The sequence below is a fragment of the Methylobacterium sp. WCS2018Hpa-22 genome, assembly GCF_031843785.1.
Lineage (GTDB): Bacteria > Pseudomonadota > Alphaproteobacteria > Rhizobiales > Beijerinckiaceae > Methylobacterium.
Genome location: NZ_JAVTJA010000020.1, coordinates 32,898 through 57,680 on the forward strand (window position 1 = coordinate 32,898; position 24,783 = coordinate 57,680).

Here is a 24,783-nt window from a genome sequence, read left to right on the forward strand (position 1 = left end):
GATAGCCGGATACCCCTCGCCGGACCATGGCGAACCCGTTAAGATCTTGCGGCGCACCATCGGGTGTTGCCCATCTTCGCAGAGAGCCCGCTCCGTGCCGACCCGGCCGCCCTTCCTGTCCTCCGCCGAAGCATCGACATCCCTGCCGACGTTGCGCCGCGGCTCGCAGCTGCACGAGACCGAGCGCCGTCTGAACGCTGTGCTGAACAATGCGTCGGTGGCCATCTTCCTGATGGATGACAGGCAGCACTGCGTCTACATGAACCGCGCCGCCGAACTGCTCACCGGCTTCACCGTCGGGGAAGTGCTCGCGCGCGATTGCCCGCTTCACGACATCGTCCACCACACCTATCCCGACGGCCGCCCGTTCCCGCTGGAGGAATGCGCCATCGACCGTGCCTTCCCGGAGAACAACCAGGAGCGCGGCGAAGAGGTGTTCGTCCACAAGGACGGGCATTTCTACCCTGTCGGGTTCACCGCGAGCCCGATCCGTGACGACGCCGCCAAAATTATCGGCACGATCATCGAGGTCCGCGACATCACCGAGGAGAAGGCGGCAGCCGAGCGGCAGCGGCTGCTGACCAACGAACTGAACCACCGGGTGAAGAACACGCTGGCCACCGTCCAGTCCATCGCGGCGCAGACCTTCCGCGCCATTTCCGACCAGCCGGCCCGCGCCGTATTCGACGCTCGTGTCACGGCCTTGTCGAACGCTCACAACGTCCTGACCGAATCCAACTGGGAGAGCGCCAGCCTCATCGGCGTCGTCGAGCGGGCGATCGCGCCCCACGCGGTGGCGGAGGCCGACGCGAACCGGTTCCAGATCACCGGCCCGGATACCCGTCTTCATCCCAAGGTAGCCGTGACGCTGGCCATGGCGTTGCACGAGCTGATGACGAACGCCGCCAAGTTCGGTGCTCTTTCCGTGCCCGAGGGCAGGGTCACCGTCGTTTGGACGCTGAAACCCGATGGGGCGCGCGAGCGCCTTTCCCTCACCTGGACGGAGACGGGTGGCCCGGAAGTGGCTCCCCCGACGCGCAGGGGTTTCGGTTCCCGTCTTGTCGAGCGACAATTGCCCTTGGAGTTCGACGGCAACGCCGCGATCGATTTCGCACCAACCGGAGTTGTCTGTCGCCTCGATATCCCGCTGACGCCCTTGGGCTGGCATGGGCAGGAGATCGTGACGGGGCGACCCGGCTCATGAGCATGCTCGAGGGGCGCCGCGTCCTGCTGGTGGAAGACGAAAGCCTGGTGGCGATGCTCGCCGAGGACATACTGCTCGATCTCGGCTGCGAGGTCGTGATCGCCATGCGCCTCGAACAGGCGTTGAGGAACCTGCAAGCGGAGACATTCGATCTCGCTGTCCTGGACGTGAATCTCGGCGACGCGCGCAGTTATCCCGTAGCCGACAAGCTGTTCGAGCGCTGCATCCCGTTCCTCTTCGCCACAGGCTACGGGGCGGCCGGAGTCGAGCCCGCCTATCGCACCGTCCCGGTGATGCAGAAGCCCTACCAGAAGGACGACCTGGAGACGCTGTTGCAGCATCTCCTGACCTGCGAGACGTCGCAGCGGAAGACCGAAGCCGGATCGTTCGGTTGCAGTTGCACGCCCCACTTCAATGGGTCTGGCCGGAATCAGATCCGGGCAGACTGACCCCCGGTTCCAACCTCCTAGCGCGCGTCGGTGCGCGATGCCGGCCGCCTAGTGGAAATCGGGCGGGGTATCGACGGCTTGCAAACCCTTCAATGAAGCTTCGAGCGTGCAGACCACGCCGGACATGCGGTAATCGAGGGAAACCTCACCGCCGAAATTGCCGGCCAAGCCGCGCGATATCAGCCGCGTGCCGAACCCCGTCCGCGTCGGCGGCTGCACTGGAGGCCCGCCGGCTTCGACCCAGCGCAGCAGCACCCGGTCGCTGCCGTCGCTCTCATGCGGGCGGATCTCCCAGAGGATGGTGATGCTACCCTTCGCGGCGGAGAGCGCGCCGTATTTGGCTGCGTTCGTCGCGAGTTCGTGGAGGATGAGAGCGAGCGACATCGCGGCCTTGGCGCCGACATTCAGCGCGGGTCCACGAACGGCGAACCGGTCCGGCTTGTCCTTGTGAGGCTCCAGCGTGCTCTCGATCAGCGTCTTGAGGGGCGTATCGCCGAGCGAGCCGCCGAGGAGCAGGTCGTGGGATTTGCCGAGAGCGATCAGACGACCCGCCAGCACGTCCTTCGCGGTGGCGATGTCGGTGGCGTTGCGCATGGTCTGCGTGGCGATGGATTGCACCATCGCCAGCATGTTCTTCATGCGATGGCTGAGTTCGAGGTTGAGCACGCGCTGCTGCGCTTCCGCCTCGATCCGCGCGATCGCAGCGCGGGTCCGGTCGGCGACGTTGCGGACGAAACCGATTTCCTCGGTCGTCCAGGAATGGGGCACGTCCTTGGCCGCGTACAGCAAGGCCATGAAACGTCCGTGCTCCATGACGGGCAAGTTCAAGAGCGATCGGATGCTAATGGGGATGAGCGAGGCTGCATCCGCCACCGTTCGCGGATCTGAGGTGACATCCTCAATCAGGACTGTCCCGCCGGTCTTCAGCTCATCGATGTACGAGCCGTATTCCCGGAAGTGATGAAGTCCGTCGATACGGGGAATATTCTGGGCGGACCAGCCCCGGCCGATGAGGATGGTCTCGCGATCCTGGTCCACCGCGCCGTAGCCGGCATGGGACAGTCCGAGGGTACGGCCAACGATCTCGGCCGCGGTGAAGGAGATCGTGACAGGATCGCTCAAATGGCGAAGGCGGTCACCGAGTTCCGCGATGGCGAGGCGGCGGGTCTCGTTCTGTGCGCGTTCGGTGACATCGAGAAAGAGACAACTGAAGCGCTGGTCGCTCTCATGGCCAGCTCGAACCTCGAAGCTGCGGTCGAGAGCGGCGACCGTGATCTCGAACAGGGTTGGCTCGCCCGTATCGACGACGGTCGCATAGCGGTCGATCACCCATTGCTCGATATCGGGCACGAGTTCGCGGATGGTCCGGCCGACACTGTCATCGGGAAGGCCCGATTGCCGAGCAAAAGCCTGGTTGATCTCCAGGAATCGGTAATCCAGCGGCCGTCCCGCCGCGTCGCGGATAAGCTCGGCAAGAAAGAAGCCTTCCTGCATGCTGGTAAACAGGCCGCGCCAGCGTGCCTCGCTGGCGCTGATCAGCTGCTCGGCATTCTTTTGGACGGTGATGTCGCGCGAGACCGACAGCAAACGCTCCGGCTGCCCTTCGGCGTCGAGGATCGGCGTAACCTGCACATCCCACCACCGGAGATTTCCCGCCATGGTGTTGGCGAGGCCCTGGAAATGGCCCGTGCGCCCGGCCTTGGCGGCAGCGACAGCCTCCCGAGCCTGGATGTGACCTTGATCTTGCCAGAAATCGGGCCAGGGACAGTTCTTGATCGCGTTGAAGTCGCTGACTTCCATCACGCGCATCCCGCCTTCGCTCATGAAGGTGAGCCTCGTGTCGAGGTCCAGGACCTTGATGCAATCGGCCGAGGAGGCCAGGACGCTGCGCATGAACTCGGCGTCGTTGTGCTGCTTCTGGCTCGCGAGACGCTGTTCCGTGCGATCCCGCAGGATCTTGATGAAGCCCTCGGGATTCCCGTCTTCGTTCCTCAGCGGCATCATCTCGCCGAGCCCCCAGAACAGGGACCCATCCTTCCGCTTGTGCCAGCGCTCGTCGCTGGCCCGGCCATGCATCAGCGCCGCTCCCATCTCCTGCTCGGGCAAGCCGTTCTCGACGTCCTCCACTGTGAAGAAGACATGGGCGTACTCGCCGCACATCTCCGCCTCGGTCCAGCCGAGGACGCGCTCCGCCCCGGTGTTCCAGCTCGTGACCTGGCCGGACAGGTCCATCGAGATGATGCCGTAATCGACAGCGCTCTCCAGGATCGCCTTGTTGAGCCGGTCGCTCTCGCGCCGGTCCTCTAGGGCCCGCCGTAGATCGAGGAGGGCCATCACCTGCTTGGCCAGCGTGCGCAGGATGAGCATCTGCGCTGGGGTGAGGCTGTTCGGCTTGGTGTCGAGGACGCACAGCGTTCCGAGGGTCACGCCGTCCGCCGTCTGCAGCGGTACGCCAGCATAGAAGCGAACGTGCGAATCGCCGGTAACAAGCGGGTTCGTGGCGGTCCGCTCGTCGCGGGTCGTGTCGGAAATCTCGAACACCGCGTCCTGTTCACGGACGGCATAGCGGCAGATCGAGGAAGAGATCGGAGTCTCCCTCTGGCCGAAACCGGTCTCGGCCTTGAACCATTGCCGTTCGCCATCGAGCAGGGAAATCAACGAGATCGGCACATTGCAGGCCGCCGACGCCGCTTTCACGATATCGTCGAAATCAGCCTCGGCCTCGGTATCGAGGATGCCATAGCGTGCGAGGGCCGCACGACGGTGGGCCTCGATGCCCGCACTGTTGTCGTCGTGGTCCACAGAGCTTTCCTGCCCGCATTCGTCTTATTCGGACCGAAAAGCCGAGATCCGCCGGTTCATGCGCCGAAATTCCAAGACGGGCAACCGGCTGCGATATGTCCCTCACCATGCTTATCATCAAGAGCGATCCAGGTCGAAAGCGGCGCAGGACGGCCGCTCTCGGACGACGGTTGGGTCGAGGAGCGAAACGACACCTCGCACTCATGGGCTCCCGGAAACCGGCCGGGAGCCTTCCGTCAGCAGTCGAGCGTGGTGTCGCGCTCCCACTGCGTCAGATGGCGCGAATAGGCGTTCCATTCCTCGGTCTTGAGCTTGAGGTAGCTGGGCACGAAGCTGCCGAGGGATTGAGCGAGGACGTCCGACTGTTCGAGCGCCCGCATGGCGTCGAGCATGTTGAGCGGCAGGCGCTTGACGCCCTCGACCATGTGACCGTCCGTGTACATGTTGATGTCGAGCCGCTTGCCCGGATCGCGCCGGTTGCGCAGGCCATCGAGGCCGGCAGCGAGGAGACCTGCCTGGAGCAGGTAAGGGTTCGCGGCGCCGTCGGCGAGACGGAACTCGAAGCGCCCGCCATCGGGGATGCGGATCATGTGGGTGCGGTTGTTACCCGTATAGGTCACCGTATTGGGGGCCCAGGTCGCGCCGGATGTGGTGCGCGGGGCGTTGATGCGCTTGTAGGAATTGACGCAAGGGTTGGTGATGGCAGCGAGCGCATCGGCCGAGTGAATCAGGCCGCCGATGAAGTGGTAGCCCTCCCGCGACATCCCGATCTCGTCCGACGGATCGGAGAAGACGTTGCGCTCCCCGTTCCACAGTGAGACGTGGGCGTGGCAGCCGGAGCCGGTCAGGTCCATGAAGGGCTTGGGCATGAAGGTCGCCCGAAGTCCGTGCTTCTCGGCGATCGAGCGGGTCATGTACTTGAAGAAAGCGTGCCGGTCGGCCGTGACGAGGGCGTCGTCGTAGTCCCAATTCATCTCGAACTGGCCGTTCGCGTCCTCATGGTCGTTCTGGTACGGCTTCCACCCGAGGGTCAGCATCGCATCGCAGATCTCGGTGATCACGTCGTAGCGGCGCATGAGGGCCGACTGGTCGTAACAGGGCTTCATCTGCCGGTCGGCCATATCGGCGGGTTCGGAACCGTCGGGCGTGATCAGGAAGAACTCGCACTCGACGCCGGTCTTCATCTGAAGGCCGTCCCGCGCCGCGTCCTTGATGAGACGCTTGAGGATGTTGCGCGGCCCCTGCTCCACGGGCTTGCCGCCCATTACGAGATCGGCGGGCAACCAGCCGACCTCAGGCTTCCAGGGTAACTGGATCAGGCCCGCCGCATCGGGGACGGCCAGGAGGTCGGCATCGGCCGGGCTCATGTCGAGCCATGTGGCGAAGCCTGCGAACCCCGCGCCGTTCCGACAGGTGCTGGCGATGGCGGCGGCCGGGACGAGCTTGGCGCGCTGGGTTCCGAACAGGTCCGTGTAGGATACGAGGAAATACTTGATGCCACGCTCTTTTGCGACGGCTTCGAGATCCGGGGTCATGGCGTCACCCTGCGTTGCGTCGTGCGGCCGATCGCGGCCATGCGGTGGAGAAAAGGCCGCCCTTCAGGGGCGGCCTTGCGTGGTCAGAAGCCGGTCTTTCCGGGAATCCAGCTGGTGCCGGCCATCGGAACCTGCGCCATGGCGGCAGCCTCGATGGTGAGCGCCACGAGGTCTTCGGGTTCGAGGTTGTGCAGGTGGCTCTTGCCGCAGGCACGCGCGATGGTCTGCGCTTCCAGCGTCATCACCGCGAGGTAATTGGCGAGACGCCGGCCAGCCAGAACCGGATCGAGGCGCTTGGCCAGTTCGGGATCCTGCGTCGTGATGCCGGCGGGATCCTTGCCCTCGTGCCAGTCGTCATAAGCGCCGGCGGTGGTGCCGAGGGCCTGGTAATCGGCCTCCCAGCGTGGATCGTTGTCGCCGAGGGCGATGAGCGCCGCCGTGCCGATGGCGACGGCATCCGCGCCCAGAGCCAGAGCCTTGGCCACATCGGCTCCCGAACGCACACCGCCCGAGACGACGAGCTGCACCTTCCGGTGCAGACCGAGATCCTGCAGCGCCTGCACTGCGGGGCGGATCGCCGCCAGGATCGGAATGCCCACATGCTCGATGAACACGTCCTGCGTCGCGGCTGTCCCGCCCTGCATGCCGTCGAGGACAACCACGTCGGCGCCGGACTTGGCTGCGAGCGCAGTGTCGTAATAGGGCCGCGAGGCGCCGACCTTCACGTAGATCGGCTTCTCACCATCGGTGATCTCGCGCAGTTCCTCGATCTTGATCTCGAGATCGTCCGGCCCGGTCCAGTCCGGGTGGCGGCAGGCCGAGCGCTGGTCGACGCCCGGGGGCAGGCAGCGCATGCCCGCGACACGCTCGGTGATCTTCTGGCCGAGTAGCATGCCGCCGCCGCCGGGCTTGGCGCCCTGGCCGATGACGATCTCGATCGCGTCCGCCTTCCGCAAGTCGTCCGGGTTCATGCCGTAGCGCGAGGGCAGGTACTGATAGACCAACGTCTGAGAATGCCCGCGCTCCTCCTGCGTCATGCCGCCGTCGCCGGTGGTGGTCGAGGTGCCGGCGAGCGTGGCTCCGCGCCCGAGGGCTTCCTTGGCCTGGGCGGAGAGCGAGCCGAAGCTCATTCCAGCGATGGTAATCGGTGTCTTGAGGTGGATCGGCTTCGAAGCGAAACGCGCGCCCAGCACCACCTCGGTGCCACAGCGTTCGCGGTACCCCTCCAATGGGTAGCGACTGATGGAGGCGCCGAGGAACAGGAGGTCATCGAAATGCGGCAGCTTGCGCTTCGCCCCGGCCCCCCGGATGTCATAGATGCCGGTGGCGGCGGCGCGGCGGATCTCGGACATCACGTCAGGCGTGTAGGTCGCTGAAAAGCGGGGCTTGGTGCGCGGCAAGGGGCGCGCATCCTTGAGGGTCGGGTCCTTGGGAGTCTCGGCCATCAGTAGGCTCCGGCGTTGTCGACGTTGAAATGATAGAGGCGGCGCGCGGAGCCGTAGCGCCGGAATTCCGACGGGCTCACCTCGCCCGCCAGTCCGGCGGCCTTGAGCTTGGCGTAAAGCTGTTCGCGGTGCTCGTCGCGCATCTCTTTCTCGATGCAATCGGCGCCGAGACTCTTGACCGAGCCGCGCACGTAGAGCCGCGCTTCGTAGAGGGAATCGCCCAAAGCCTCGCCGGCATCGCCCAGAACGGTCAGGGTTCCGGCCTGCGCCATGAAGGCCGACATGTGGCCGATCGAGCCCTTTACGACGATATCGACGCCCTTCATCGAGATGCCGCAGCGCGCGCCCGCATTGCCGTCGATCACCAGCAGGCCACCATGAGCCGTGGCGCCGGCCGATTGGCTGGCGTCGCCGCGCACATGGACGAAGCCCGACATCATGTTCTCGGCGACACCCACGCCCGCATTGCCGTTGATCACGACGCTGGCGAGCTTATTCATGCCGGCGCAGTAATAGCCGACATTCCCCTCGATCTCGACGGAGATCGGCGCATCGAGGCCCACCGCTATGGCGTGGCGGCCGTCCGGGCCGGTGATGGTCCAATGGGTCTCGTTGGTGTCGGGACGTAGGGCATGCAGCGCCCGGTTGAGGTCGCGCAGAGGCGCCTGATTGAGATCGTAGGACGACATCAGTGACGCTCCCAGGCGTAGACCTTGGCGGGTTCGGGTTCGAAGACGCGGGCGGAGGCGATGCCGGGCAGACCCACGAGGGCCCGGTATTCGGAGCCGAACGCCACGTAATCGTCGGTCTCGGCCATCACCGCAGGCTTGCAGGCGATCGGATCGCGCACGACGGCGAAGCCCGTCTCGGTCCCGACCACGAAAGTGAAGAAACCGTCGAGATCCGACAGGCTCGATTCCAGGGCCTGCTGGAGGGACGCCCCCTCGCGCATGCGCCAGCTCAGGTAGCCGGCGGCGACCTCGGTGTCGTTCTTGGTAGCGAAGGTGAGGCCCTCGCGCTCGAGGCGGCGGCGCATGTCGTTGTGGTTCGACAGCGAGCCGTTATGGACCAGGCATTCGTCGATGCCGGTAGAGAACGGGTGCGCGCCATTGGTGGTGACCGCGCTCTCCGTGGCCATGCGCGTATGACCGATCCCATGGGTGCCGGTCATGCCGGCGAGATCGAACCGCTCGGCCACGGAGGCCGGTAGCCCGACCTCCTTGTAGATCTCCATGCGCCGGCCGGCGCTGACCACGTCGATGCCGGGCGCCTCCTTCTTGAGCCACGCGCGGATCCGCCCCTCGCGCTCGGCGGGCACGGAAATGACGGTATGAGTGTCGCGTTCAATCTTGTCGAAGGTGAATGTGAGAGCCTCTTCCAGACCGGAGATCGCCTTTCGCAGCGCTGCCTGATCCGCACCACGAAGGGTGAGCTTCACGCCGTCACTGTCCGATCCGTAAACGGCGAAGCCAGCACTATCGGGACCGCGATCCGTCATTGTCGCGAGCATCTTGGACAGAAGCGAGCCAAGCTGCAGCTCAAGCTTTGAGTTCTTCAAGTACAACCCGACTATACCGCACATCGCACTTTCCCGCTTCCACCGAGCATGTTCATTGTTGCTCTCACATTCCAACCGACCCGTCAACTATCGGTCACAAAAAATTCTTCCTGGGAAATATTGGGGGTGACCGATCATCTGCCGCCCGAACAGAGGCGCCTTTCTGTGAGGCACGTTGCGAAAATGACAAATGCTCGCAGCGAGATTCGCCTGGCCAGCACAGCGCCCTGCAAGTTTACCGCTCTGAAGAACTGTATCGCTGAGAACAAGGCGTCGTTACGATACGCCTATCCTCGTCAAATAGGTTCGACGCAACCTGTAGCGACGAGAACACCCGCTCGCCGGAACGACGAAAAATTCCCTTCAAGAAATAGGGTTTCGCGAAAAGCGTGAGGCCGTCAAGTCCTGACGAACGGAGAATGTGTCCCTTCATCATAAGAGAAAGTGATGGCTCACGAGCGAGTGACGAGGTCACCGCCCACCCCTCTCCACCATCAAGCGACGGCTGAGAAACAGTTGACTCTCTCAAGGGACAGGCAAGAAAGTTCAATACGCGTGCACTGCGCCACCAATTTAGGCATTGACAAGGGCCTATTCTCGGCAGGATCTTTCCAGAAAGGAACCCTGGGTTCTCAAAAAGAAAATTTATGAAGGAGGACATGCCGTGAATCAGGATCCCCGCATCTCATCCATGTTCAGACGCGACAGCGCAGCCGCCGCGTTCGCTGTGGTCGCGGTCTGGCTGATCTATGCCTTCACGTTCTGGAGCATGTGGAAAGCTTTCGAGAGCACCAACCTGCTCATTCCGATGGCGATCCTTGGCGCCATCGTGCTCTTCCTTAACACAGCATCCACCTTCGCGATGATCCGTCACTACAGTGAAGACAAGTCCGCAATCTACGGCACCGACATCTATTATCTTGACCAGATCTGCAAAGCGCGGCAGCACAAAGGAGCAACCGAATGAAAAAGGTTCCCTACGAGCCGCCGAGTCAGCCGATCATCGGGCAGATTTTCGATGCGATCCTGATGCTCATCCTTGTGTTCATCACACTCTACCTGCCGCTTTGGCTCAAACTGGCCGGCGGCGGCACGACCACGACGGAATATCCGAATCCATCCTGGGAATCACTGGGACAGAACGCGGTTATGGCGGCTCAGTGGGAGAAGCTGGGCATCGCGCCAGAGAAGGCCGCGACGATCATCGGGACCCGATTCGACTATAACTTCAACTGGACGGCCCTGGCATTCACGGCGCTGATCATCGTGGCCTACTTCGTCTTCATGTTCCGCTACTCTGACCATGAGTACCGCGAAGTCATCGCCGAGCGCTTCGGCGACGATGACCCGAGTAAGACAGTAGAGCCTCGCTGAGCCTCATTGGCCGCGGTCACAGTCAGCCCGTTCATTTCCTACGAGGATATCCGTCATGGTCGAGATCATGAACTGGAGTGCCTGGGCGATCGCCGGAGCCCTTGCGCTCTGGATGGCCGTCGATCTGGTGCGCACCAACCGAGCCTTCGGAGAGGACTACCTCCTCTCGTCCGAGGAGGGCGAGATCGTTGATGCCGATGTCGGCGAACAGGCAGCGAGGTCGTGATGCAGGATGTTCAGATCGCCACTCCGCCTGGATTCCAGCCCCCGAAAGTCTCGCTGCCAGACGTGTCGTCAGTATCGGCCGCTGTGCCCGCCAGGAAGATCGCGCTCTTGCGCGTGCTCGGGCCCGGCCATGTTTGGGCGCTCGGCGTCGGGATCGTGCTGGTGGGCGAGTTCATGGGTTGGAACTTCGCCGTCGGGAAGGGGGGGCCGGTCGCGGCGCTGACCGCCTGCTGGCTCGCCGGGATACTCTACACCTGCGTGGCCATGATCGATTCCGAGATTACCTCCACGGTGGCCGCCGCGGGCGGCCAGTACGCGCAGGCCAAGCACATCATCGGGCCGCTCGCGGCCTTCAATGTCGGCCTCTACCTTGTGATGGCCTACACGATGCTCGAGGTCTCGAACGCCATCGTGACCGGGGATCTGATCGAAGCGTTCATGGCCAATCTCGGCGTCGCGGGCACCGTCGACAAGCGCGCGTTCATGGTGCTCACCATCGTGGCCCTCGCCTTCCTGAACTATCGCGGCGTGCTCGCATCGTTGACGATGAACCTGCTGATCACGGCCGCTGCCTTCCTCGCCATCGTGGTGCTCTTCGTGGCGACCCAACCCTGGGCGCCGGGCGCAGTGCTGCAGCACGATGCCCTCTTGGTCGGCCTGCCCTACGGGAATCTCGGCATCCTCGCCGCCATGCATTTCGGCCTGTGGTTCTACCTCGGCATTGAGGGAACGACGCAGGCCGCGGAGGAGGTGCGCTCGCCCGCCCGTGCCCTGCCGCTGGGCACCATGACGGGGATGATGACCCTCCTGATCGCCGCGACGGCCACCTGGTACGTCTGCTCTGGGCTGATGCCCTGGGAATATCTCGGCCAGGCCGTGACGCCGCTCTACGATGCCGGGCGTCTCACGGGGAATCGCTGGCTCGAAGTGTTTCTGTTCTTCGGCACCCTGTTCGCCACCGTCGCCTCGGCCAATGGCTGCATCAACGACGCCTCGCGGGCCTGGTTCGCCATGGGGCGCGACCGTTACATGCCGGCCTGGTTCGGTGCGGTGCACCCCGCCTACCACACACCCTACCGGTCGATCGTCTTCTTCGTGCCGGTGGCGATCATGTTCGCGGTCTCGACGCCGCTCGACCAGACCATCACCTTCTCGATCCTGTCCGGGCTGCTCGGCTACACGCTGATGGCGCTCTCCATCGTCCTGTTCCGTCGGAAGTGGCCTCTCGGCACCATTCAGAGAGGCTACGTCCATCCGCTCCATCCGCTGCCGTGCCTTCTGCTTCTGCTTCTGTGCAGCGTCACCTACGTCGCGGTGTTCCTCGGCTACGGGACGCAACTCGTTGCGATGATGACCTTCTACATCATCGCCTCCGCCTGGTTCGTGCTGCACCGCTACAAGTATGTCAGGCGCGGCGACCAGTTCACGATGCACTGGCCAAAGCCGCGCGGCTATTGAGGCCGGAATGATCGACCTCCTCATCCTCCCGATGCTGGGTGCCGCCGGCTACGCGCTCTACCGGCGCGGCCGGACGGCCTCGGCGGAACGGGCCGGAATGCTCCGACCCTGCGAAGACCTTCTGGCGAAGCCGGTCCATGGCCGCGACCCGACGGGCTTCGGAACTCTCGCGGGCCGGTTCCTGGGCATGCCGGTCGAGATCCGGGTCCTCCCGGAAGCCCTTGCCTTCCGGCGCCTTCCGCAGCTCTGGCTCAGCGTCTCGGTGCATCATGCGACAGGCGTTCGCGGCACGATCGACATCCTCAGGCGCGTGGTGGGTGCCGAATTCTATGCCCCGGCGGACAATCTCCCGGCGCGCTACGATGTGCCGGAAGGCTGGCCGGGCGAGACGCTGGTGCGGGGATCGCTCGGTGCCGCCCCCCTCCTTGCCCGTGCCTCCGGCACAATCGAGACCATTCTCGCCGAGCCACGCGTGAAGGAAGTGCTGCTCACGCCTCGGGGGATCCGGATCGTCAGCCAGCTCTGCCAGGGCGAACGCGGTGCCTACCTGCTCCTGCGCGAGAACCGTTTCCCCATGACGCAGATCGGTCCGGAGCAGTTGCGGCCTCTGCTCGCCCAAGCAACCGGCCTCGTCCGGAGCCTTACCGGAGAAGATGCAGTCCATGGATCCGAAGAAGCCCCTGCGCGCGCCGCAGCCTAACCCCTATCTGGTCCTCGCGGCCGCCATCCTGCTGCCGGGCATGGGCCATGTGCTCCTCGGGCAGGCACAACGCGGATTGGGCTTCGCGTTCTTCACTCTGGTGGGGGCGTGGCTGACCACGAAATTCGCGTCGCCGGATGTGGATGTGATCGGTCGTCACGCAGCAGGCGTGTTCGTCTGGGCACTCTCGATCCCCGACGCTTACCGGATCGCGCGCCTGCGTGCGGTGACATCCTATGGTTCCACGTCACGCCCGACTACTTCGGCATCCTGACCCACGGCCTGTGCGGGCGATCGTCCGGAAACGGGCGCGCGCCTTCACTCGAGGCAGGCTGGACGTCTTCTCCGAAGCAACGCGTCTGCTCGCACACCATCTTTTTTACACGGACGGGTTTCGCGGTTCGGCGCGCCTGATCGGCTGATGTGTCGGGCAAAGGAACCAACCGCACAGATTCCGCCATCGACAATCATGAGTCGGATCGCCTCACCGGCAATCGCGCAATCTGTTCGATGCGGTATTCCGGTGTTAGACGTGAATCTTGTGCCGACATGATGCTCTTGAGCCCCGCGTCGTGCTCGATGCGTGTTGCGATGAGGGCGAGATCAGAAACCGGATGCTGAACACCGCCTCTAACGCACCGGTGGACGACAAGCGCACACTCGAGCGGGCACTTGGCCACCAGATCCGCCTGTTCCGGCGCGAGCGCGACCTCTCTGTAGCCGATCTCGGCACGGCGGCCGGGATATCACCCGGCATGATCTCCAAAATGGAGAACGGGCAGATTTCGCCGTCGCTGTCGTCGATCAACGCTGTGGCGAAGGCGTTGAACGTGCCCATCACCGTGTTGTTCTCGGCCTTCGAGGAGAGCCGCGACTGCTCCTTCGTCAAGCGCGGACAGGGCGTCGTCATCGAACGGCGCGGCACGAAGGCCGGGCATCTCTACGAACTGCTCGGGGCGGGCCTGCGCGGCGAGATCGTCGTCGAGCCCTATCTCATCACCCTGGAGAACGATGCCGAGTCCTATACGGAGTTTCGGCATGGCGGCACCGAGTTCATCTACATGCTGACCGGCGAAGTCATCTATCGCCATGACAAGCACGATTACACGCTGCAGCCAGGGGACTCGCTCCTGTTCGATTCGGCGGCCTCGCATGGGCCGGCCAAACTGATTAAGACCCCGATGACCTACCTGTCGGTCATCATCTACCCGCGTAGCTGAAGCATCCGGCCGGGGAACAGCCGGCTCCGCTCACGGCGCCGCGTTGCGAACGTCGTAGCCGAACTCAGCCGCGGCATGGCTCAGCCACGACCAGACGCTGCCGGCGAAGCTGCGCGCCACGGCGAGGTCGTAGATGGGGGCTGCGTCCCGCTGCCAGATCTGCGCGCCCATATGCGCAAGGGCGGTGACGGCGACCTGCCCCGGCTGGAAGGCACGGGGATGAAGGTCGATGGCGAGGCCCTTGGCGAGGAACGCCCGGGCGTCCGGCCCGGACACGCGGACGATCGCCCGGGCGTCGCTCTGGTCGGTGACCGCGGCAATACCCTGCAACGCCTCGCCGAGGCCCGCCATCTCCTGGCGCGTCTCGAAGAGAGCGAGCCATTGATCCGGTCCGGACCAGACCAATCCCCGCTCTCCCGTGAGGCTGGCAGTCCCCGTATCGGGCAGCGACCAGCCGAAGCGCTCGCCCAGAACCTGCTGCAGGGCGTCGGTCCGGCCCTTCACCGCGATCACGGTGGCAAGCCCGAATTCGTCGCGCAGGGTCAGGGTGAGACCGGGCTCGCCGCCCGGGCGGCCGTGCCGACCGACCGGCGCGATCCCCGCCCAGGCGCTTCTCGGCCGCCATGTCGTCTCGGTAACATCAGACACGCAGCTTCTCCTCTTTCGGGTCGACGAAGACCGGTGAGCAGATCTCGACTTCGACATCCCCGTCGCGCACCGGATCGTAGGCGCGCACGCGCGTCCCATGGCGCTCGGCGCCGCGCCGGATCAACCCGAGCCCGATCCAGTGCCCGAGGCTCGGCGAATAGGCGACGGAGGTCATGACACCCTCATCGGCCGCGAGACTCGGGGCGGCGCCGACGGCAAGGAACCGCGCACCCGCACGCAGGCGCTGGCTGCGATCGACCGGGCGGAACCCCACGAGGATCGGCCGTTCGGGATCGACGAGGGCCGGGCGCTCCTTCATCAGCCGGCCGATATAGTCTTTCTTCTTGGCGAGCATGCCGCCAAGGCCGATGTCGCGCGCCGTCGTCTGGCCGTTGATCTCGGCGCCAGCGGCGTGGCCCTTCTCGATGCGCATCACCGAGAGCGCCTCCGAGCCGTAGGCGGTGATGCCGTAGGCCGAGCCGGCCGCCATGACCGCACGCCAGGCGGCGTCGCCATAGGCCGCCGGCACCGCGAGTTCGTAGGCGAGTTCACCCGAGAACGAGATGCGGAACAGCCGCGCGGGGATGCCCCCTCCGACCGTGATGTCGGCGCAGGCCAGGAAGGGGAAAGCCTCGTTCGACAGGTCGAAACCGGGATCGACGATGCCCTGCAACGTGTCGCGAGCGCGCGGTCCGGCTACCGCATATTGCGCCCATTGCTCGCTCGCAGAGACCATCTGCACGTCGAGCTCAGGCCACAGCCATTGGTGGCAGAATTCCAAGTGCTGCATGACCTTGGCAGCGTTGGCCGTGGAGGCCGTCATCACAAAATGGCTCTCGCCCAGCCGCGCGATGGTGCCATCGTCCAGGACGAAGCCGTCCTCACGTAGAAGTACGGCGTAGCGCGCCTTGCCCACGGGTAGCGTGCCGAACGGATTGGCGCAGACCCGCTCGATGAGAGCGAGGGCGTCCCTGCCCTGGATGTCGATCTTGCCCAACGTCGTCACATCGCAGATGCCGACATGGGCGCGCACGGTGTTCACCTCGCGATTGACCGTTTCCAGCCAGTCGCTCTCGCCGGCCTTGGGGAAATAGGCCGGACGAAGCCACAGGCCGGTCTCCACGAAGACCGCGCCCTGCTCCTCGCACCAGGCATGCGATGGGACGTGCCGGGTCGCGCGGAAATCCTTGCCCCGGTGATGCCCGGCGAAAGCGCCGATGGCGACGGGGGTGAAGGGCGGCCGGAACATCGTAGTGCCGACGCTCGCGACCGGCTGGCCGGTGAGCTCCGCCATGATGCCGAGCCCGGCGAGGTTCGAGGTCTTGCCCTGGTCGGTGGCCATGCCGAGGGTGGTGTAGCGTTTCAGCAGCTCCACCGCGCGGAAGCCCTCGCGATGGGCGAGCTCCACATCGGAGGCGGCCACGTCGTTCTGGAAATCGACGAAGGCCTTGCCCCTCGAGACCGGCACGCGCCACAGCGGCGTATGGGCGATGCTCTCGGGATCGGTCTTCGGGATCTCGGGCGCGGCGCTGGCGAATCCGCAGGCTGAGGCAGCTTCCACACCGGCCCGGCCGCCGGTCTCCAGGCAGGAGGCGAGGGTGAAGGCCCCGCCCGCCGCCCCGACGGCCACCATACCGGAGGGAAGCGCACCCGGCACGAAGGCGTGGATCGTCTCGTCCCAGATCGGGCGCCGGGACAGATGCGAATCGAGATGCACGATCGGGTTCCAGCCATTGGCCATGGCGAGGCAGTCGCAGGCGATAGTCTGGCGGCTGCCATAGGTGTCCACCACCTCGATCGCCTCCAGGCCGAGATGCCCCTTCGTACCGGTGACGTAGCCATCACAGATCACCTGCGCGCCGACGGCCTCGGCCGCCCGGCGCAGCTCGGCCGGCACCGATGCGCGGGAATCGATCACGGCCACCACCTGTCCGCCCGCCGCGGCGACATCGGCCACGGTGCGCCATCCGTCATCGCCCGAGGTGAAGATTGCGACGGCCCGGCCCGGGAGCACGCCGTATCGGTTGAGGTAGGTCCGCACCGCGCCGGCCAGCATCACGCCGGGCCGGTCGTTGCCGCCGAAGACGTGAGGGCGCTCGATGGCTCCGGCAGCGAGAATGGCTTGCTTTGCCGTGATCCGCCACAGGCGCTGGCGCGGCGCATGGACGGGGGGCACGGCGAGATGATCGCCGACGCGCTCGACCGCCCCGTAGGCTCCGTGATCGTAGACCCCGAACAGGGTGGTCCGGCTCAGAATGCGCACGTCCGGCATGCTCGCCAGTTCGGCGAGGGTGTCCGTCGCCCAGTCCGCACCGGATCGGCCGGCGATCTCGCGCCGGTCGGCAAGCAGGCGCCCCCCCGTCCGGTGATCCTCGTCGACGAGGATGACACGCGCGCCCGAGCGTCCGGCGGCCAGGGCCGCCGCAAGCCCGGCCGGTCCTGCCCCAATGACCAGCACGTCGCAGAAGGCGAAGGCCTTGTCGTAAGTGTCGGGATCCGGCGCATGGGCGGCCCGGCCGAGGCCGGCGGCGCGGCGGATCATCGGCTCGTAGAGCTTCTCCCACAGAGCAGCCGGCCACATGAATGTCTTGTAGTAGAAGCCCGCCGCGAAAACCGGCGCCGCCAGGGCGTTGACCGAGAGGGCGTCGTATTTCAGCGACGGCCAGCGATTTTGGCTCGACGCCTCAAGCCCCTCGTACAGTTCGGCCACGGTGGCGCGGGTGTTCGGCTCCCGGCGCGCGCCCGAACGCAGTTCGACGAGGGCGTTAGGCTCTTCCGAACCGGCGGTGAGGATGCCGCGCGGGCGGTGGTACTTGAACGACCGGGCGACGAGGCGCACGCCGTTGGCCAACAGCGCCGAGGCCAGGGTATCGCCCTGAAAACCGCTGTAGCGCTGGCCGTCGAAGGTGAAGTCCAGGGGGCGGCGCCGGTCGATCATGCCGCCGGTCGCGGTACGAAAGCCCTGCCCAACGGCCGTTGCCGGGGAGGCGCCGCTGGGGGAGGCGGTATCCCGAAGGGTGAGCGTGGTCATGCGACCTCTCCTGTCCGACGGCTCAGCGCGACCTCGCGGGCGGAGGACACCCCGGTGATCTCGTGGGTGCGCGTGTCTCGATCGACCACGAGCCAGGAGCGGCAGCCGGCGCCGTGATACCAGAGCTCGCGATGGGGGCCGGCCGGGTTGTCACGCAGGTAGACGTAGTCGTGCATGGCGGCGGGAGGCGCTTCCATGCCGTCGGGCCGGATCGGCGCGGCGTCGCCGAGATAGCTGAACTCGCCGTTGTCGCGGGGCCCGCAATGGGGGCATCGGATACGCATGATCGTCGTTCCCTCAATCCAGATCCGCGCTCAATGCAGGTTCGGTTGGGCGCCCATGCCCTTCTCGTCGATGAGATGGCCGGTGGCGAAACGGTCGAGCCGGTAGGCGGCGGCGTCCCCATGCGACGTGTCGCGGGCGATGAGATGGGCAAAGCAGAACCCCGCCGCCGGGGTCGCCTTGAAGCCGCCGTAACACCAGCCCGCATTGAGATAGAGGCCGTCGATCGGTGTACGGTCGATGATCGGGCTGCCATCCATGGACATGTCCATGATCCCGCCCCAGTGCCGCAGCAGGCGCAGGCGCCCGAGGCCCGGCCACAGGGCCATGCCGCCCTCCATCACGTCCTCGATCGTCGCGAGGTTGCCGCGCTGGGCGTAGGAATTGTAGCCGTCGATGTCGCCCCCGAAGACGAGGCCGCCCTTGTCCGACTGGCTGACGTAGAAATGGCCGGCCCCGAAGGTCATCACCGTGTCGATGAGAGGCTTCACGCCCTCGCTGACGAAGGCCTGGAGCACGTGGCTCTCGATCGGCAGGCGCAGATCGGCCATGGAGGCCAGCAGCGATGTCGAGCCCGCCACCGAGAGCGCAACCTTCTTCGCCCGGATGAAGCCACGGCTCGTCTCGACCCCGACCACCCGCCCATTCTCGCGGCGGATGCCGGTGACGGCGCAGTTCTGGACTATGTCGACGCCCCGGTCACTGGCCGCGCGGGCATAGCCCCAGGCCACGGCGTCGTGGCGCACCGTGCCGCCCCGGCGCTGCAGGAGACCGCCCTTCACGGGAAAGCGCGCATTGTCGAAATCGATGAACGGCACCATTCCCCGAACCCCCTCGCGGTCGAGGAGTTCGGCATCGATGCCCGCCATCCGCATGGCGTTGCCGCGCCGGGCATAGGCATCGCGTTGCGCATCCGAATGGTAAAGATTCAGCACGCCACGCTGGCTCACCATGGCGTTGTAGTTGATGTCCTGCTCCAGCCCCTCCCAGAGCTTCATCGACCGTTCGTAGAACGGGATGTTGCCGGCGAGCCCATAATTCGAGCGGACGATGGTGGTGTTGCGCCCGACATTGCCGGAGCCGACATGGCTCTTCTCCAGCACGGCGACGTTGGTGATGCCGTGCTCCTTGGCGAGATAATAGGCTGTCGCGAGACCGTGGCCGCCGCCACCGACGATGACGACATCATACTCGGCCTTGGGCGCGGCATCGCGCCATTGGGGCTTCCAATCACGCTGGCCGCGCAGGGCCTGACCCAGGACGCTGAGGAGGGAATAGCGCATGGCAGGACATGCTCCGGGGCTGGTTGCGGCGTGTGTCACCTTGAGTAGCGTATCGCCGGCTAACGCCCCTTGCATTTTGCGACGTCATTCGGACAATTTGCGCAGAAATGAACGGCCGTCCTCTAGCGCCAAAGTCCCCGAATCTTGCCCGATCTCGCCCTTGACGCCACGGCATCGGAAAAGCCGGCGCCGCTGACCGTCGGCTTCATCTTGCTGCCGGGCTTTCCGCTCATGTCCTACGCGGCCGCGGTCGAGCCCATGCGGGCGGCCAACACCCTTCTGGAAAGCGAAGTCTACCGCTGGTGGCATGCGGCACCGGGCGGAGGCGCCGTCCAGGCTTCCAACGGAATTGCGATCCTGCCTGATGTCGATGTCGGCGACACCAAGCTCGACGCCGACCGTGTCTTCGTCTGTGCGGGGGGAAATCCCGCCGCCTTCGACGACCCAGCCCTGACCGCTTGGCTTCGCCATCTCGCCCGGCGGGGGATCACGCTCGGCGGCATTTCCGGAGGGCCTTACCTGCTCGCCCGTGCGGGTCTGCTGACGGGGCGCCGTTGCACGCTCCACTGGGAGCATGTTCCCGCCTTCGAGGAACGCTACCCGGATATCGAGGTCGTGCGCTCCCTCTTCGAGATCCAGGACGATCGGATCACCTGCTCGGGCGGCATCGCCGCCCTCGACCTGATGCTCAACCTGATCGAGCGCGACCACGGTCCGGGCCTCGCCAACGGCGTCAGCGACTGGTTTTTGCACAACCAGATTCGCGAGGGCCTGACTCCGCAGAGGATGGACCTCCGCCTGCGGATCGGGGTGCGCGACCCGCGGCTGCTCCGGGTCCTCGCCGCGATGGAAGCGAATCTGGAAACGCCGCTCTCGCGGCAGGGACTGGCCGATCTCGCCCGCGTGTCGATCCGTCAGCTCGAGCTACTCTTCAGAAACCGGATCGGCATCAGTCTTCACCAGCATTATCTCGCCCTGCGGCTCGACCGGGCCCATCAGCTCCGCCGCGAGAGCGCGCTGAGCTCGGCGAATATCGCCATGGCGACGGGATTTGCCAATGCGGCCGAACTCGCCCGAGCCGAACGCCGGAGGCGCCTCAAGGCCACAACCCCGCCTAGCAAAACCGGCGAGGGGTGAGAGGGCCGTTCCGGGACGGGCGTCCGCGCCGGAACGGCCGCCTTCGAGGGGAGCGAAGGCTCAGCGCCCGTACGCGGTCCGATGGATGTCGAAGGCCGCGTCGGCCCGGACAGGATCGAGGCGGGGCGAGGCGGCGTGCCTGCGCAGCGCGCGACGAGCCGCGAAACGGTCCCGAGCCGCCTTGGCGGCCTTCTCGACGCTGGCGAAGACGAGCCCGTCGAGGGGGTCGAAATCGCGTTCGGACGAGAAGAACCGGACGCCGCCCCGTTCGGGCACAGCGATTCCGGCCGTCACGTCGCCGATTTCGATCACCCGTGGCGGCGGGGCGGTATGAAGGCGGTTACGGGCACGGGCCTCCAGATGATCCGCCCGGGCATCAGGCGTGTGCAATCGGTTCAACGCCCTGTGGGCGTCGCCCTGGTGAAAGTGGGGCATGGTGTCGAAGTCTCCTGGCGCGGCCTAACGGCCATCTGCTGAAAGCAATCGGATCTGACGGGTGGGTCAGCATCGACAGCGGGAGCAGGCACAAAAGAGACTTTGGAACGAGGGTCGATCAATCACGGCAAGTCATCCTTTCGATGAAGGACCACGAGGCGCGAGCGCTCCGCAGTGCTTTAGCGTTTGATGACGCGGCGCAAGCTACACACTTCAAATCACCGCGACGGACCAAGCCATCCGGTCTGGAGCCGCACCTCTAAAATGAGAGCAACACGTCGCTTCGTCAACGGATGCATCTTCCGAATGCATGCAGTCTTGTGGCAGGAATGACGCCTGGACCCACGAAGCGCAGGCGATTTCTTCGGAGGGTAGTTTTTTTGGAGTGCGCCGCGGTCAAGCGGACGCGGCGGCCACGCGCCCGATCAGGCCGGCAAGGTCGCGATGATGCCCATAGACTCGTTCAGCACCGGCCGCGATCAAGTCCGCTCCCGTGGAATCGTGCAGCCAATGCCCTCCGCCGGTGAAGCCCAGGACGCGCATCCCCGCGGCGCGCGCCGCCGTGACACCAGGCACGCTATCCTCCACCACGAGGCATCGGCCAGGAGCGAAGCCCATCTCGGCAGCGGCAAGGAGGAACAGGTCGGGAGCCGGCTTGCCGCGGGAGACCATGGTCGCCGAGAAGATACGGCCCTCGAACAGGGGCAACAGGCCGGTGAGGCCGAGCGAATGGGCGAGCCGCGCCGGATCGCTGCTGGACGCGACGCAGCTCGGAAGCTCCAGCGCCCGCACCGCCAGCGCGATCCCCTCCATGGCGCGCAGGTCGCGGTCGAAGGCGCGAAGGGTTTCGGCTTTCACCGCCTCGACGAAGCCGTCGGGCGCGGCGATCCCGTAATCGCGCTCGATATGCCCCATGATCGACGTCATGGATGTGCCGGCGAAGCGCTCCCTCACCGTATCCACATCGATGACCACTCCGATCCGATTGAGCCCGGCAGTCAGCGTCCCGAGACTCAGGGGCTCGCTATCGACCAGCACGCCGTCGCAATCGAAGATCACCAGTTCGGTGGGAGTTTCGGGTTCGGTCGGCAAAGCGCTGGTCCGCTGGAAATGTCTGGGCCGGGCTGTGCCACGGAGGCGTCTCGGGGCGCAATGGCAGTCCTCGCGCACTCATTGCCGGGACGGCGTGCGCCTCGGACACCTTGCGCCTCGCGACGGCGGCCCGTAATCCCGCAAGGCCGGCATGGGAGCCGGCTTGTGTGCAAGCCGCGATGCTCCGCTTTCTCAGCCGCCTCCTCGGATACGTCGTCCTCGCGGCGGGCTTTGTCGGCCTCGTCTATGATGGCGCGCGTTCGATCGCCAATAACGGCGTGCGCGTCACCAGCCTGAGCGACCTGCTGATGACACTGTTCAAGGAGCGCGGAAGCGCGCTTCAGGGCGCGGTGGAGAGCGTGGCGCCATGGCTTTGGCAAGCCCTCGTCCTGCCGCTGACCCTGGCCCCCGCCTGCCTCCTCGGCCTCGGCCTGGGGGCTTTCCTGCTCTGGCTCGGCCAGCCGCCCCGCGAGCCGATCGGCTTCCTCAGCCGGCCCTGACATCGACGTCCGGCGGCATGGCCGTTTCGACACGGGGCATTCAGGAACGGGGCCGGCACCCCATATAGGGGACATCCCGCCCTCTCATGGAGGCCCCCGATGCTCCAGTTCTTCCGCAAGCGTCCCGAGATGCCGAGCGCCACCGATGCGTTGCCCGGCCGGTCGACGCCGATTCCCACCACCGAGACCCATTTCGTCAACGGCCATCCGCTGAAAGGCCCCTATCCGGAGGGAACCGAACAGATCGTCCTGGGACTCGGCTGCTTCTGGGGCACCGAGCGCAAGTTTTGGCAATTGCCGGACGGAATCGTCGTGACAGCGGTGGGGTACGCTGGCGGCTTCACGCCCAACCCGACTTACGAGGAGGTCTGCTCGGGCATGACCGGCCATAACGAGGTTGTCCTCGTCGTCTACGATCCGGCCGTGCGCCCCCTGGAGGCAGTGCTCAAGACGTTCTTCGAGAGCCATGACCCAACCCAGGGCATGCGCCAGGGCAACGATGTCGGCACGCAGTACCGTTCGGGAATCTACACGGCGAACGAGGCGCAGGCCGAGACCGCCCGACGCGTTCGGGAGGTCTACGGAGAGGCCTTGAAGGCACGCGGGTTCGGCGAGATCACGACGGAGATCGTCCCGCTCGATACGTTCTACTTCGCCGAGGGCTACCATCAGCAATACCTTGCCAAGAACCCGGCTGGCTATTGCGGTGTAGGCGGCACCGGAGTGACCTGTCCGGTCGGAACCGGGATCGCCGCCTGAGGCGCCCGGCTTATCCAAGCCCGAACCTTGTCGAGCTTGGCGGTACATGGCAAACCCCCGCCCGGTCGGACGGGGGTTTTGGGACAGATGGTCGAACAGGTTTTCGAACGCGTACTTTTCGCGTGTCGCTGGCTGCTGGCGCCCTTCTATGCCGCACTGGGCATCGGCATCGTCGTGCTGCTGGTCAAGCTGCTGCAGGAACTCGCCCACTTCGTCTTGCACATGTGGAGCGCCACTGAGTCGCAGATCATTCTCGGCGTGCTGACTCTGGTCGATCTGTCCTTCACCGCATCCTTGCTCATCATCGTGATGTTTTCAGGATACGAGAACTTCGTCTCGAAGATCGATCATACGGACCATAAGGACTGGCCCGAATGGATGGGGACGATCGACTTCACCGGACTGAAGCTGAAGCTGATGTCTTCGATCGTCGCTATCTCGGCGATCTCGCTGCTGAAAGCCTTCATGGACATCAAGGCGACACCGGACCGAGAGCTGTACTGGCTCGTCGGTCTCCACATGGTCTTCGTCGTCTCCGGCATCCTGATGGCCCTGACGGATCGGATCGCCGCCGGGCATCACGACAAGTAGGAACGTTCTGGGAGTCGGCTCGATGACCCGTGCGGAAGCCGTCGGTAAAGCGCTTCGGATCCTTGCTCCGCGCCTTCCCGCCTTCGAGACGGATTCCGTCCTTGCCCGGGCGCTGGCCAGTCCTGGCCTACGGAATGCGAGCCCCGAGACCGCGGCATGGCTCGCCCTCGTCGCCTTCGCCCGCCACGTCTTCACCGAATACGAATCCTATCTCGAAGAGGGCTACGACCGGGACAGCGCCCGCCATTTCGTCCTCGACGAGCTCAACGAGACGTTGCGCGGCTGGGGCGTGCGCCGAACCGTGTCCGAGGACGTAGAACAACCGGACGAGGAGTGACCCCCGCGTCGGCCCCGCCCCGCAAGGGGGGCGTGGCGCCTGGCTTGACCCTTCGGATAGACGCCCTGCCGAAGTACATCTCTGCGGGAAACCTTTCCGGCGGCGCAACCGTTTCCACGATCGAGGGGGCCTCGACCGTTCACAGGACAGTGGCCATGCGCAGAATGCTCCCCATCATCGCCGGATTGGTGCTCGCATCCGGTGCGGGCCTCGCGGCCGACCGGGCATGGGCGCAGCAGGATGCCGATCCTGCCGCCTGTACCACGTTCGACTGGCCGATCCTGCGGGAGCAGGCCTGGTTCGAGGCGCCCTCCCTCCCCCGGCTCGATTCCGGCGCGACCCTCTCCGCGGAAATGCCGGGCGCCGTTCTGGCGCTCAAGCCGGTCGCGGGAGCCGATCTTCCCTTGACGCCTTCGCGGGAACCGAAGCCCGGCACGTTCGGCGGCAGCTTGCGGATCCCACCCGTCGTCACGCCCGGCCTGTATCAGGTGACGTTGTCGGACAATGCCTGGATCGACGTGAGCCAGGACGGCGCGACGACGCGCAAGCCCGTGGCGAGCACGATGCGGCCCGGATGTCCGGGAGTCTCGAAGAGCGTCCGGTTCCAGTTCGGTACCACTCCTATTCTCGTCGTCGTCAGTGGTGCGAAATCGGATTCGATCAAGATCGCGGTCGCACCGGCGGAATAGTCGAGAGCTCTCGACGGCCCGACGGCCGA

26 protein-coding genes are annotated in these 24,783 nt (G+C 65.4%); 15 read left to right on the forward strand and 11 right to left on the reverse strand.

From position 1 onward, the window contains the following. The first annotated feature begins 94 nt into the window (after positions 1-94). The gene (locus tag RQI43_RS21455) at positions 95-1,204 is read left to right on the forward strand and encodes a sensor histidine kinase (RefSeq protein WP_056428401.1); all 1,110 of its coding nucleotides are present in this window, start codon (positions 95-97) and stop codon (positions 1,202-1,204) included. Further along, positions 1,201-1,653, forward strand: a complete 453-nt coding sequence (locus tag RQI43_RS21460; protein WP_311276533.1) for a response regulator — start codon at positions 1,201-1,203, stop codon at positions 1,651-1,653. Before RQI43_RS21455 ends, RQI43_RS21460 begins: the two co-directional genes overlap by 4 nt. Before the next feature lie 48 nt (positions 1,654-1,701). Here RQI43_RS21460 and RQI43_RS21465 read toward each other — a convergent pair whose 3' ends face one another. The 5 genes from RQI43_RS21465 to RQI43_RS21485 all read right to left on the reverse strand — a co-directional run bounded on the left by RQI43_RS21465 (position 1,702) and on the right by RQI43_RS21485 (position 9,017). Continuing rightward, positions 1,702-4,455, reverse strand: coding sequence for a PAS domain-containing protein (locus RQI43_RS21465; protein ID WP_311276534.1), 2,754 nt, complete (start codon positions 4,453-4,455; stop codon positions 1,702-1,704). A 236-nt stretch (positions 4,456-4,691) separates the two neighbouring features. After that, the gene (glnT, locus tag RQI43_RS21470) at positions 4,692-5,990 is read right to left on the reverse strand and encodes a type III glutamate--ammonia ligase (RefSeq protein ID WP_056428409.1); all 1,299 of its coding nucleotides are present in this window, start codon (positions 5,988-5,990) and stop codon (positions 4,692-4,694) included. A gap of 83 nt (positions 5,991-6,073) precedes the next feature. Next, positions 6,074-7,435 carry an FMN-binding glutamate synthase family protein gene (locus RQI43_RS21475; RefSeq protein ID WP_056428413.1) on the reverse strand — a complete coding sequence of 454 codons (1,362 nt, stop codon included), beginning with the start codon at positions 7,433-7,435 and terminating at the stop codon, positions 6,074-6,076. Next, a complete protein-coding gene (locus RQI43_RS21480) occupies positions 7,435-8,124 on the reverse strand; it encodes a protein glxC (RefSeq protein ID WP_056428416.1) in 690 nt (229 codons plus the stop codon). The genes RQI43_RS21475 and RQI43_RS21480 overlap by 1 nt, the downstream gene beginning before the upstream one ends. Beyond that, positions 8,124-9,017 carry a glutamine amidotransferase family protein gene (locus RQI43_RS21485; protein WP_311276535.1) on the reverse strand — a complete coding sequence of 298 codons (894 nt, stop codon included), beginning with the start codon at positions 9,015-9,017 and terminating at the stop codon, positions 8,124-8,126. Before RQI43_RS21485 ends, RQI43_RS21480 begins: the two co-directional genes overlap by 1 nt. Before the next feature lie 640 nt (positions 9,018-9,657). Here RQI43_RS21485 and RQI43_RS21490 point away from each other — a divergent pair. From RQI43_RS21490 to RQI43_RS21520, 7 genes are all read left to right on the forward strand, one after another. After that, positions 9,658-9,960, forward strand: coding sequence for a hypothetical protein (locus RQI43_RS21490; protein WP_311276536.1), 303 nt, complete (start codon positions 9,658-9,660; stop codon positions 9,958-9,960). Then, a complete protein-coding gene (locus RQI43_RS21495) occupies positions 9,957-10,367 on the forward strand; it encodes a hypothetical protein (protein WP_311276537.1) in 411 nt (136 codons plus the stop codon). The genes RQI43_RS21490 and RQI43_RS21495 overlap by 4 nt, the downstream gene beginning before the upstream one ends. 55 nt (positions 10,368-10,422) lie before the next feature. Beyond that, positions 10,423-10,593 carry a hypothetical protein gene (locus RQI43_RS21500; RefSeq protein ID WP_200919106.1) on the forward strand — a complete coding sequence of 57 codons (171 nt, stop codon included), beginning with the start codon at positions 10,423-10,425 and terminating at the stop codon, positions 10,591-10,593. 62 nt (positions 10,594-10,655) lie between these two features. Beyond that, complete coding sequence (locus tag RQI43_RS21505) at positions 10,656-12,050, forward strand: APC family permease (protein WP_405030682.1); 1,395 nt, start codon at positions 10,656-10,658, stop codon at positions 12,048-12,050. 7 nt (positions 12,051-12,057) lie between these two features. Further along, on the forward strand, positions 12,058-12,750 hold the full coding sequence (locus RQI43_RS21510; RefSeq protein ID WP_311276538.1) for a hypothetical protein: 693 nt from the start codon (positions 12,058-12,060) through the stop codon (positions 12,748-12,750). Next, on the forward strand, positions 12,713-13,024 hold the full coding sequence (locus RQI43_RS21515; RefSeq protein WP_405030683.1) for a hypothetical protein: 312 nt from the start codon (positions 12,713-12,715) through the stop codon (positions 13,022-13,024). The genes RQI43_RS21510 and RQI43_RS21515 overlap by 38 nt, the downstream gene beginning before the upstream one ends. Before the next feature lie 340 nt (positions 13,025-13,364). Further along, the gene (locus RQI43_RS21520) at positions 13,365-13,970 is read left to right on the forward strand and encodes an XRE family transcriptional regulator (RefSeq protein ID WP_056454447.1); all 606 of its coding nucleotides are present in this window, start codon (positions 13,365-13,367) and stop codon (positions 13,968-13,970) included. A gap of 30 nt (positions 13,971-14,000) precedes the next feature. Here RQI43_RS21520 and RQI43_RS21525 read toward each other — a convergent pair whose 3' ends face one another. The 4 genes from RQI43_RS21525 to RQI43_RS21540 are packed head-to-tail and all read right to left on the reverse strand — an operon-like array spanning position 14,001 to position 19,214. Further along, positions 14,001-14,618, reverse strand: a complete 618-nt coding sequence (locus RQI43_RS21525; RefSeq protein ID WP_311276540.1) for a sarcosine oxidase subunit gamma family protein — start codon at positions 14,616-14,618, stop codon at positions 14,001-14,003. Continuing rightward, positions 14,611-17,649 (reverse strand): sarcosine oxidase subunit alpha family protein, encoded by a 3,039-nt coding sequence (locus RQI43_RS21530; protein WP_311276541.1) that lies wholly within the window; start codon positions 17,647-17,649, stop codon positions 14,611-14,613. The genes RQI43_RS21525 and RQI43_RS21530 overlap by 8 nt, the downstream gene beginning before the upstream one ends. Further along, positions 17,646-17,933 (reverse strand): sarcosine oxidase subunit delta, encoded by a 288-nt coding sequence (locus RQI43_RS21535; RefSeq protein WP_056428443.1) that lies wholly within the window; start codon positions 17,931-17,933, stop codon positions 17,646-17,648. Before RQI43_RS21535 ends, RQI43_RS21530 begins: the two co-directional genes overlap by 4 nt. A 30-nt stretch (positions 17,934-17,963) precedes the next feature. Beyond that, on the reverse strand, positions 17,964-19,214 hold the full coding sequence (locus tag RQI43_RS21540; RefSeq protein ID WP_311276542.1) for a sarcosine oxidase subunit beta family protein: 1,251 nt from the start codon (positions 19,212-19,214) through the stop codon (positions 17,964-17,966). A gap of 231 nt (positions 19,215-19,445) precedes the next feature. Here RQI43_RS21540 and RQI43_RS21545 point away from each other — a divergent pair, with 231 nt between their 5' ends. Continuing rightward, positions 19,446-20,351, forward strand: coding sequence for a GlxA family transcriptional regulator (locus RQI43_RS21545; protein WP_244478213.1), 906 nt, complete (start codon positions 19,446-19,448; stop codon positions 20,349-20,351). 60 nt (positions 20,352-20,411) lie between these two features. Here the strand turns inward: RQI43_RS21545 and RQI43_RS21550 are convergent, their stop codons facing one another. Then, on the reverse strand, positions 20,412-20,786 hold the full coding sequence (locus RQI43_RS21550; protein ID WP_405030684.1) for a hypothetical protein: 375 nt from the start codon (positions 20,784-20,786) through the stop codon (positions 20,412-20,414). Between the two features lie 396 nt (positions 20,787-21,182). Then, entirely contained in the window at positions 21,183-21,878 is a 696-nt protein-coding gene (locus tag RQI43_RS21555; protein WP_207410890.1) for an HAD family hydrolase, read from the reverse strand. Between the two features lie 179 nt (positions 21,879-22,057). On the opposite strand from RQI43_RS21555, the gene RQI43_RS21560 reads away from it, so the two are divergent. The 5 genes from RQI43_RS21560 to RQI43_RS21580 all read left to right on the forward strand — a co-directional run bounded on the left by RQI43_RS21560 (position 22,058) and on the right by RQI43_RS21580 (position 24,754). Continuing rightward, a complete protein-coding gene (locus RQI43_RS21560; RefSeq protein ID WP_056428459.1) occupies positions 22,058-22,378 on the forward strand; it encodes a hypothetical protein in 321 nt (106 codons plus the stop codon). Between the two features lie 99 nt (positions 22,379-22,477). Further along, the gene (msrA, locus tag RQI43_RS21565) at positions 22,478-23,137 is read left to right on the forward strand and encodes a peptide-methionine (S)-S-oxide reductase MsrA (RefSeq protein ID WP_311276543.1); all 660 of its coding nucleotides are present in this window, start codon (positions 22,478-22,480) and stop codon (positions 23,135-23,137) included. Between the two features lie 87 nt (positions 23,138-23,224). Next, positions 23,225-23,728, forward strand: coding sequence for a TIGR00645 family protein (locus RQI43_RS21570; RefSeq protein WP_207410888.1), 504 nt, complete (start codon positions 23,225-23,227; stop codon positions 23,726-23,728). 22 nt (positions 23,729-23,750) lie between these two features. Then, on the forward strand, positions 23,751-24,065 hold the full coding sequence (locus RQI43_RS21575; RefSeq protein ID WP_056428468.1) for a DUF2293 domain-containing protein: 315 nt from the start codon (positions 23,751-23,753) through the stop codon (positions 24,063-24,065). A 155-nt stretch (positions 24,066-24,220) separates the two neighbouring features. Continuing rightward, complete coding sequence (locus RQI43_RS21580) at positions 24,221-24,754, forward strand: hypothetical protein (RefSeq protein WP_056428471.1); 534 nt, start codon at positions 24,221-24,223, stop codon at positions 24,752-24,754. The last annotated feature ends 29 nt before the right edge of the window (positions 24,755-24,783 follow it).

Bases quoted from the DNA above. Each gene is read 5' to 3' on its own strand.
- RQI43_RS21460 (WP_311276533.1), top strand. From the start codon at position 1,201: ATGAGCATGCTCGAGGGGCGCCGCGTCCTGCTGGTGGAAGACGAAAGC.
- glnT (WP_056428409.1), bottom strand. From the start codon at position 5,990: ATGACCCCGGATCTCGAAGCCGTCGCAAAAGAGCGTGGCATCAAGTAT.
- RQI43_RS21475 (WP_056428413.1), bottom strand. From the start codon at position 7,435: ATGGCCGAGACTCCCAAGGACCCGACCCTCAAGGATGCGCGCCCCTTG.
- RQI43_RS21480 (WP_056428416.1), bottom strand. From the start codon at position 8,124: ATGTCGTCCTACGATCTCAATCAGGCGCCTCTGCGCGACCTCAACCGG.
- RQI43_RS21485 (WP_311276535.1), bottom strand. From the start codon at position 9,017: ATGTGCGGTATAGTCGGGTTGTACTTGAAGAACTCAAAGCTTGAGCTG.
- RQI43_RS21495 (WP_311276537.1), top strand. From the start codon at position 9,957: ATGAAAAAGGTTCCCTACGAGCCGCCGAGTCAGCCGATCATCGGGCAG.
- RQI43_RS21500 (WP_200919106.1), top strand. From the start codon at position 10,423: ATGGTCGAGATCATGAACTGGAGTGCCTGGGCGATCGCCGGAGCCCTT.
- RQI43_RS21510 (WP_311276538.1), top strand. From the start codon at position 12,058: ATGATCGACCTCCTCATCCTCCCGATGCTGGGTGCCGCCGGCTACGCG.
- RQI43_RS21515 (WP_405030683.1), top strand. From the start codon at position 12,713: ATGGATCCGAAGAAGCCCCTGCGCGCGCCGCAGCCTAACCCCTATCTG.
- RQI43_RS21520 (WP_056454447.1), top strand. From the start codon at position 13,365: ATGCTGAACACCGCCTCTAACGCACCGGTGGACGACAAGCGCACACTC.
- RQI43_RS21530 (WP_311276541.1), bottom strand. From the start codon at position 17,649: ATGACCACGCTCACCCTTCGGGATACCGCCTCCCCCAGCGGCGCCTCC.
- RQI43_RS21535 (WP_056428443.1), bottom strand. From the start codon at position 17,933: ATGCGTATCCGATGCCCCCATTGCGGGCCCCGCGACAACGGCGAGTTC.
- RQI43_RS21540 (WP_311276542.1), bottom strand. From the start codon at position 19,214: ATGCGCTATTCCCTCCTCAGCGTCCTGGGTCAGGCCCTGCGCGGCCAG.
- RQI43_RS21545 (WP_244478213.1), top strand. From the start codon at position 19,446: ATGTCCTACGCGGCCGCGGTCGAGCCCATGCGGGCGGCCAACACCCTT.
- RQI43_RS21550 (WP_405030684.1), bottom strand. From the start codon at position 20,786: ATGCCCCACTTTCACCAGGGCGACGCCCACAGGGCGTTGAACCGATTG.
- RQI43_RS21560 (WP_056428459.1), top strand. From the start codon at position 22,058: ATGCTCCGCTTTCTCAGCCGCCTCCTCGGATACGTCGTCCTCGCGGCG.
- msrA (WP_311276543.1), top strand. From the start codon at position 22,478: ATGCTCCAGTTCTTCCGCAAGCGTCCCGAGATGCCGAGCGCCACCGAT.
- RQI43_RS21570 (WP_207410888.1), top strand. From the start codon at position 23,225: ATGGTCGAACAGGTTTTCGAACGCGTACTTTTCGCGTGTCGCTGGCTG.
- RQI43_RS21575 (WP_056428468.1), top strand. From the start codon at position 23,751: ATGACCCGTGCGGAAGCCGTCGGTAAAGCGCTTCGGATCCTTGCTCCG.
- RQI43_RS21580 (WP_056428471.1), top strand. From the start codon at position 24,221: ATGCGCAGAATGCTCCCCATCATCGCCGGATTGGTGCTCGCATCCGGT.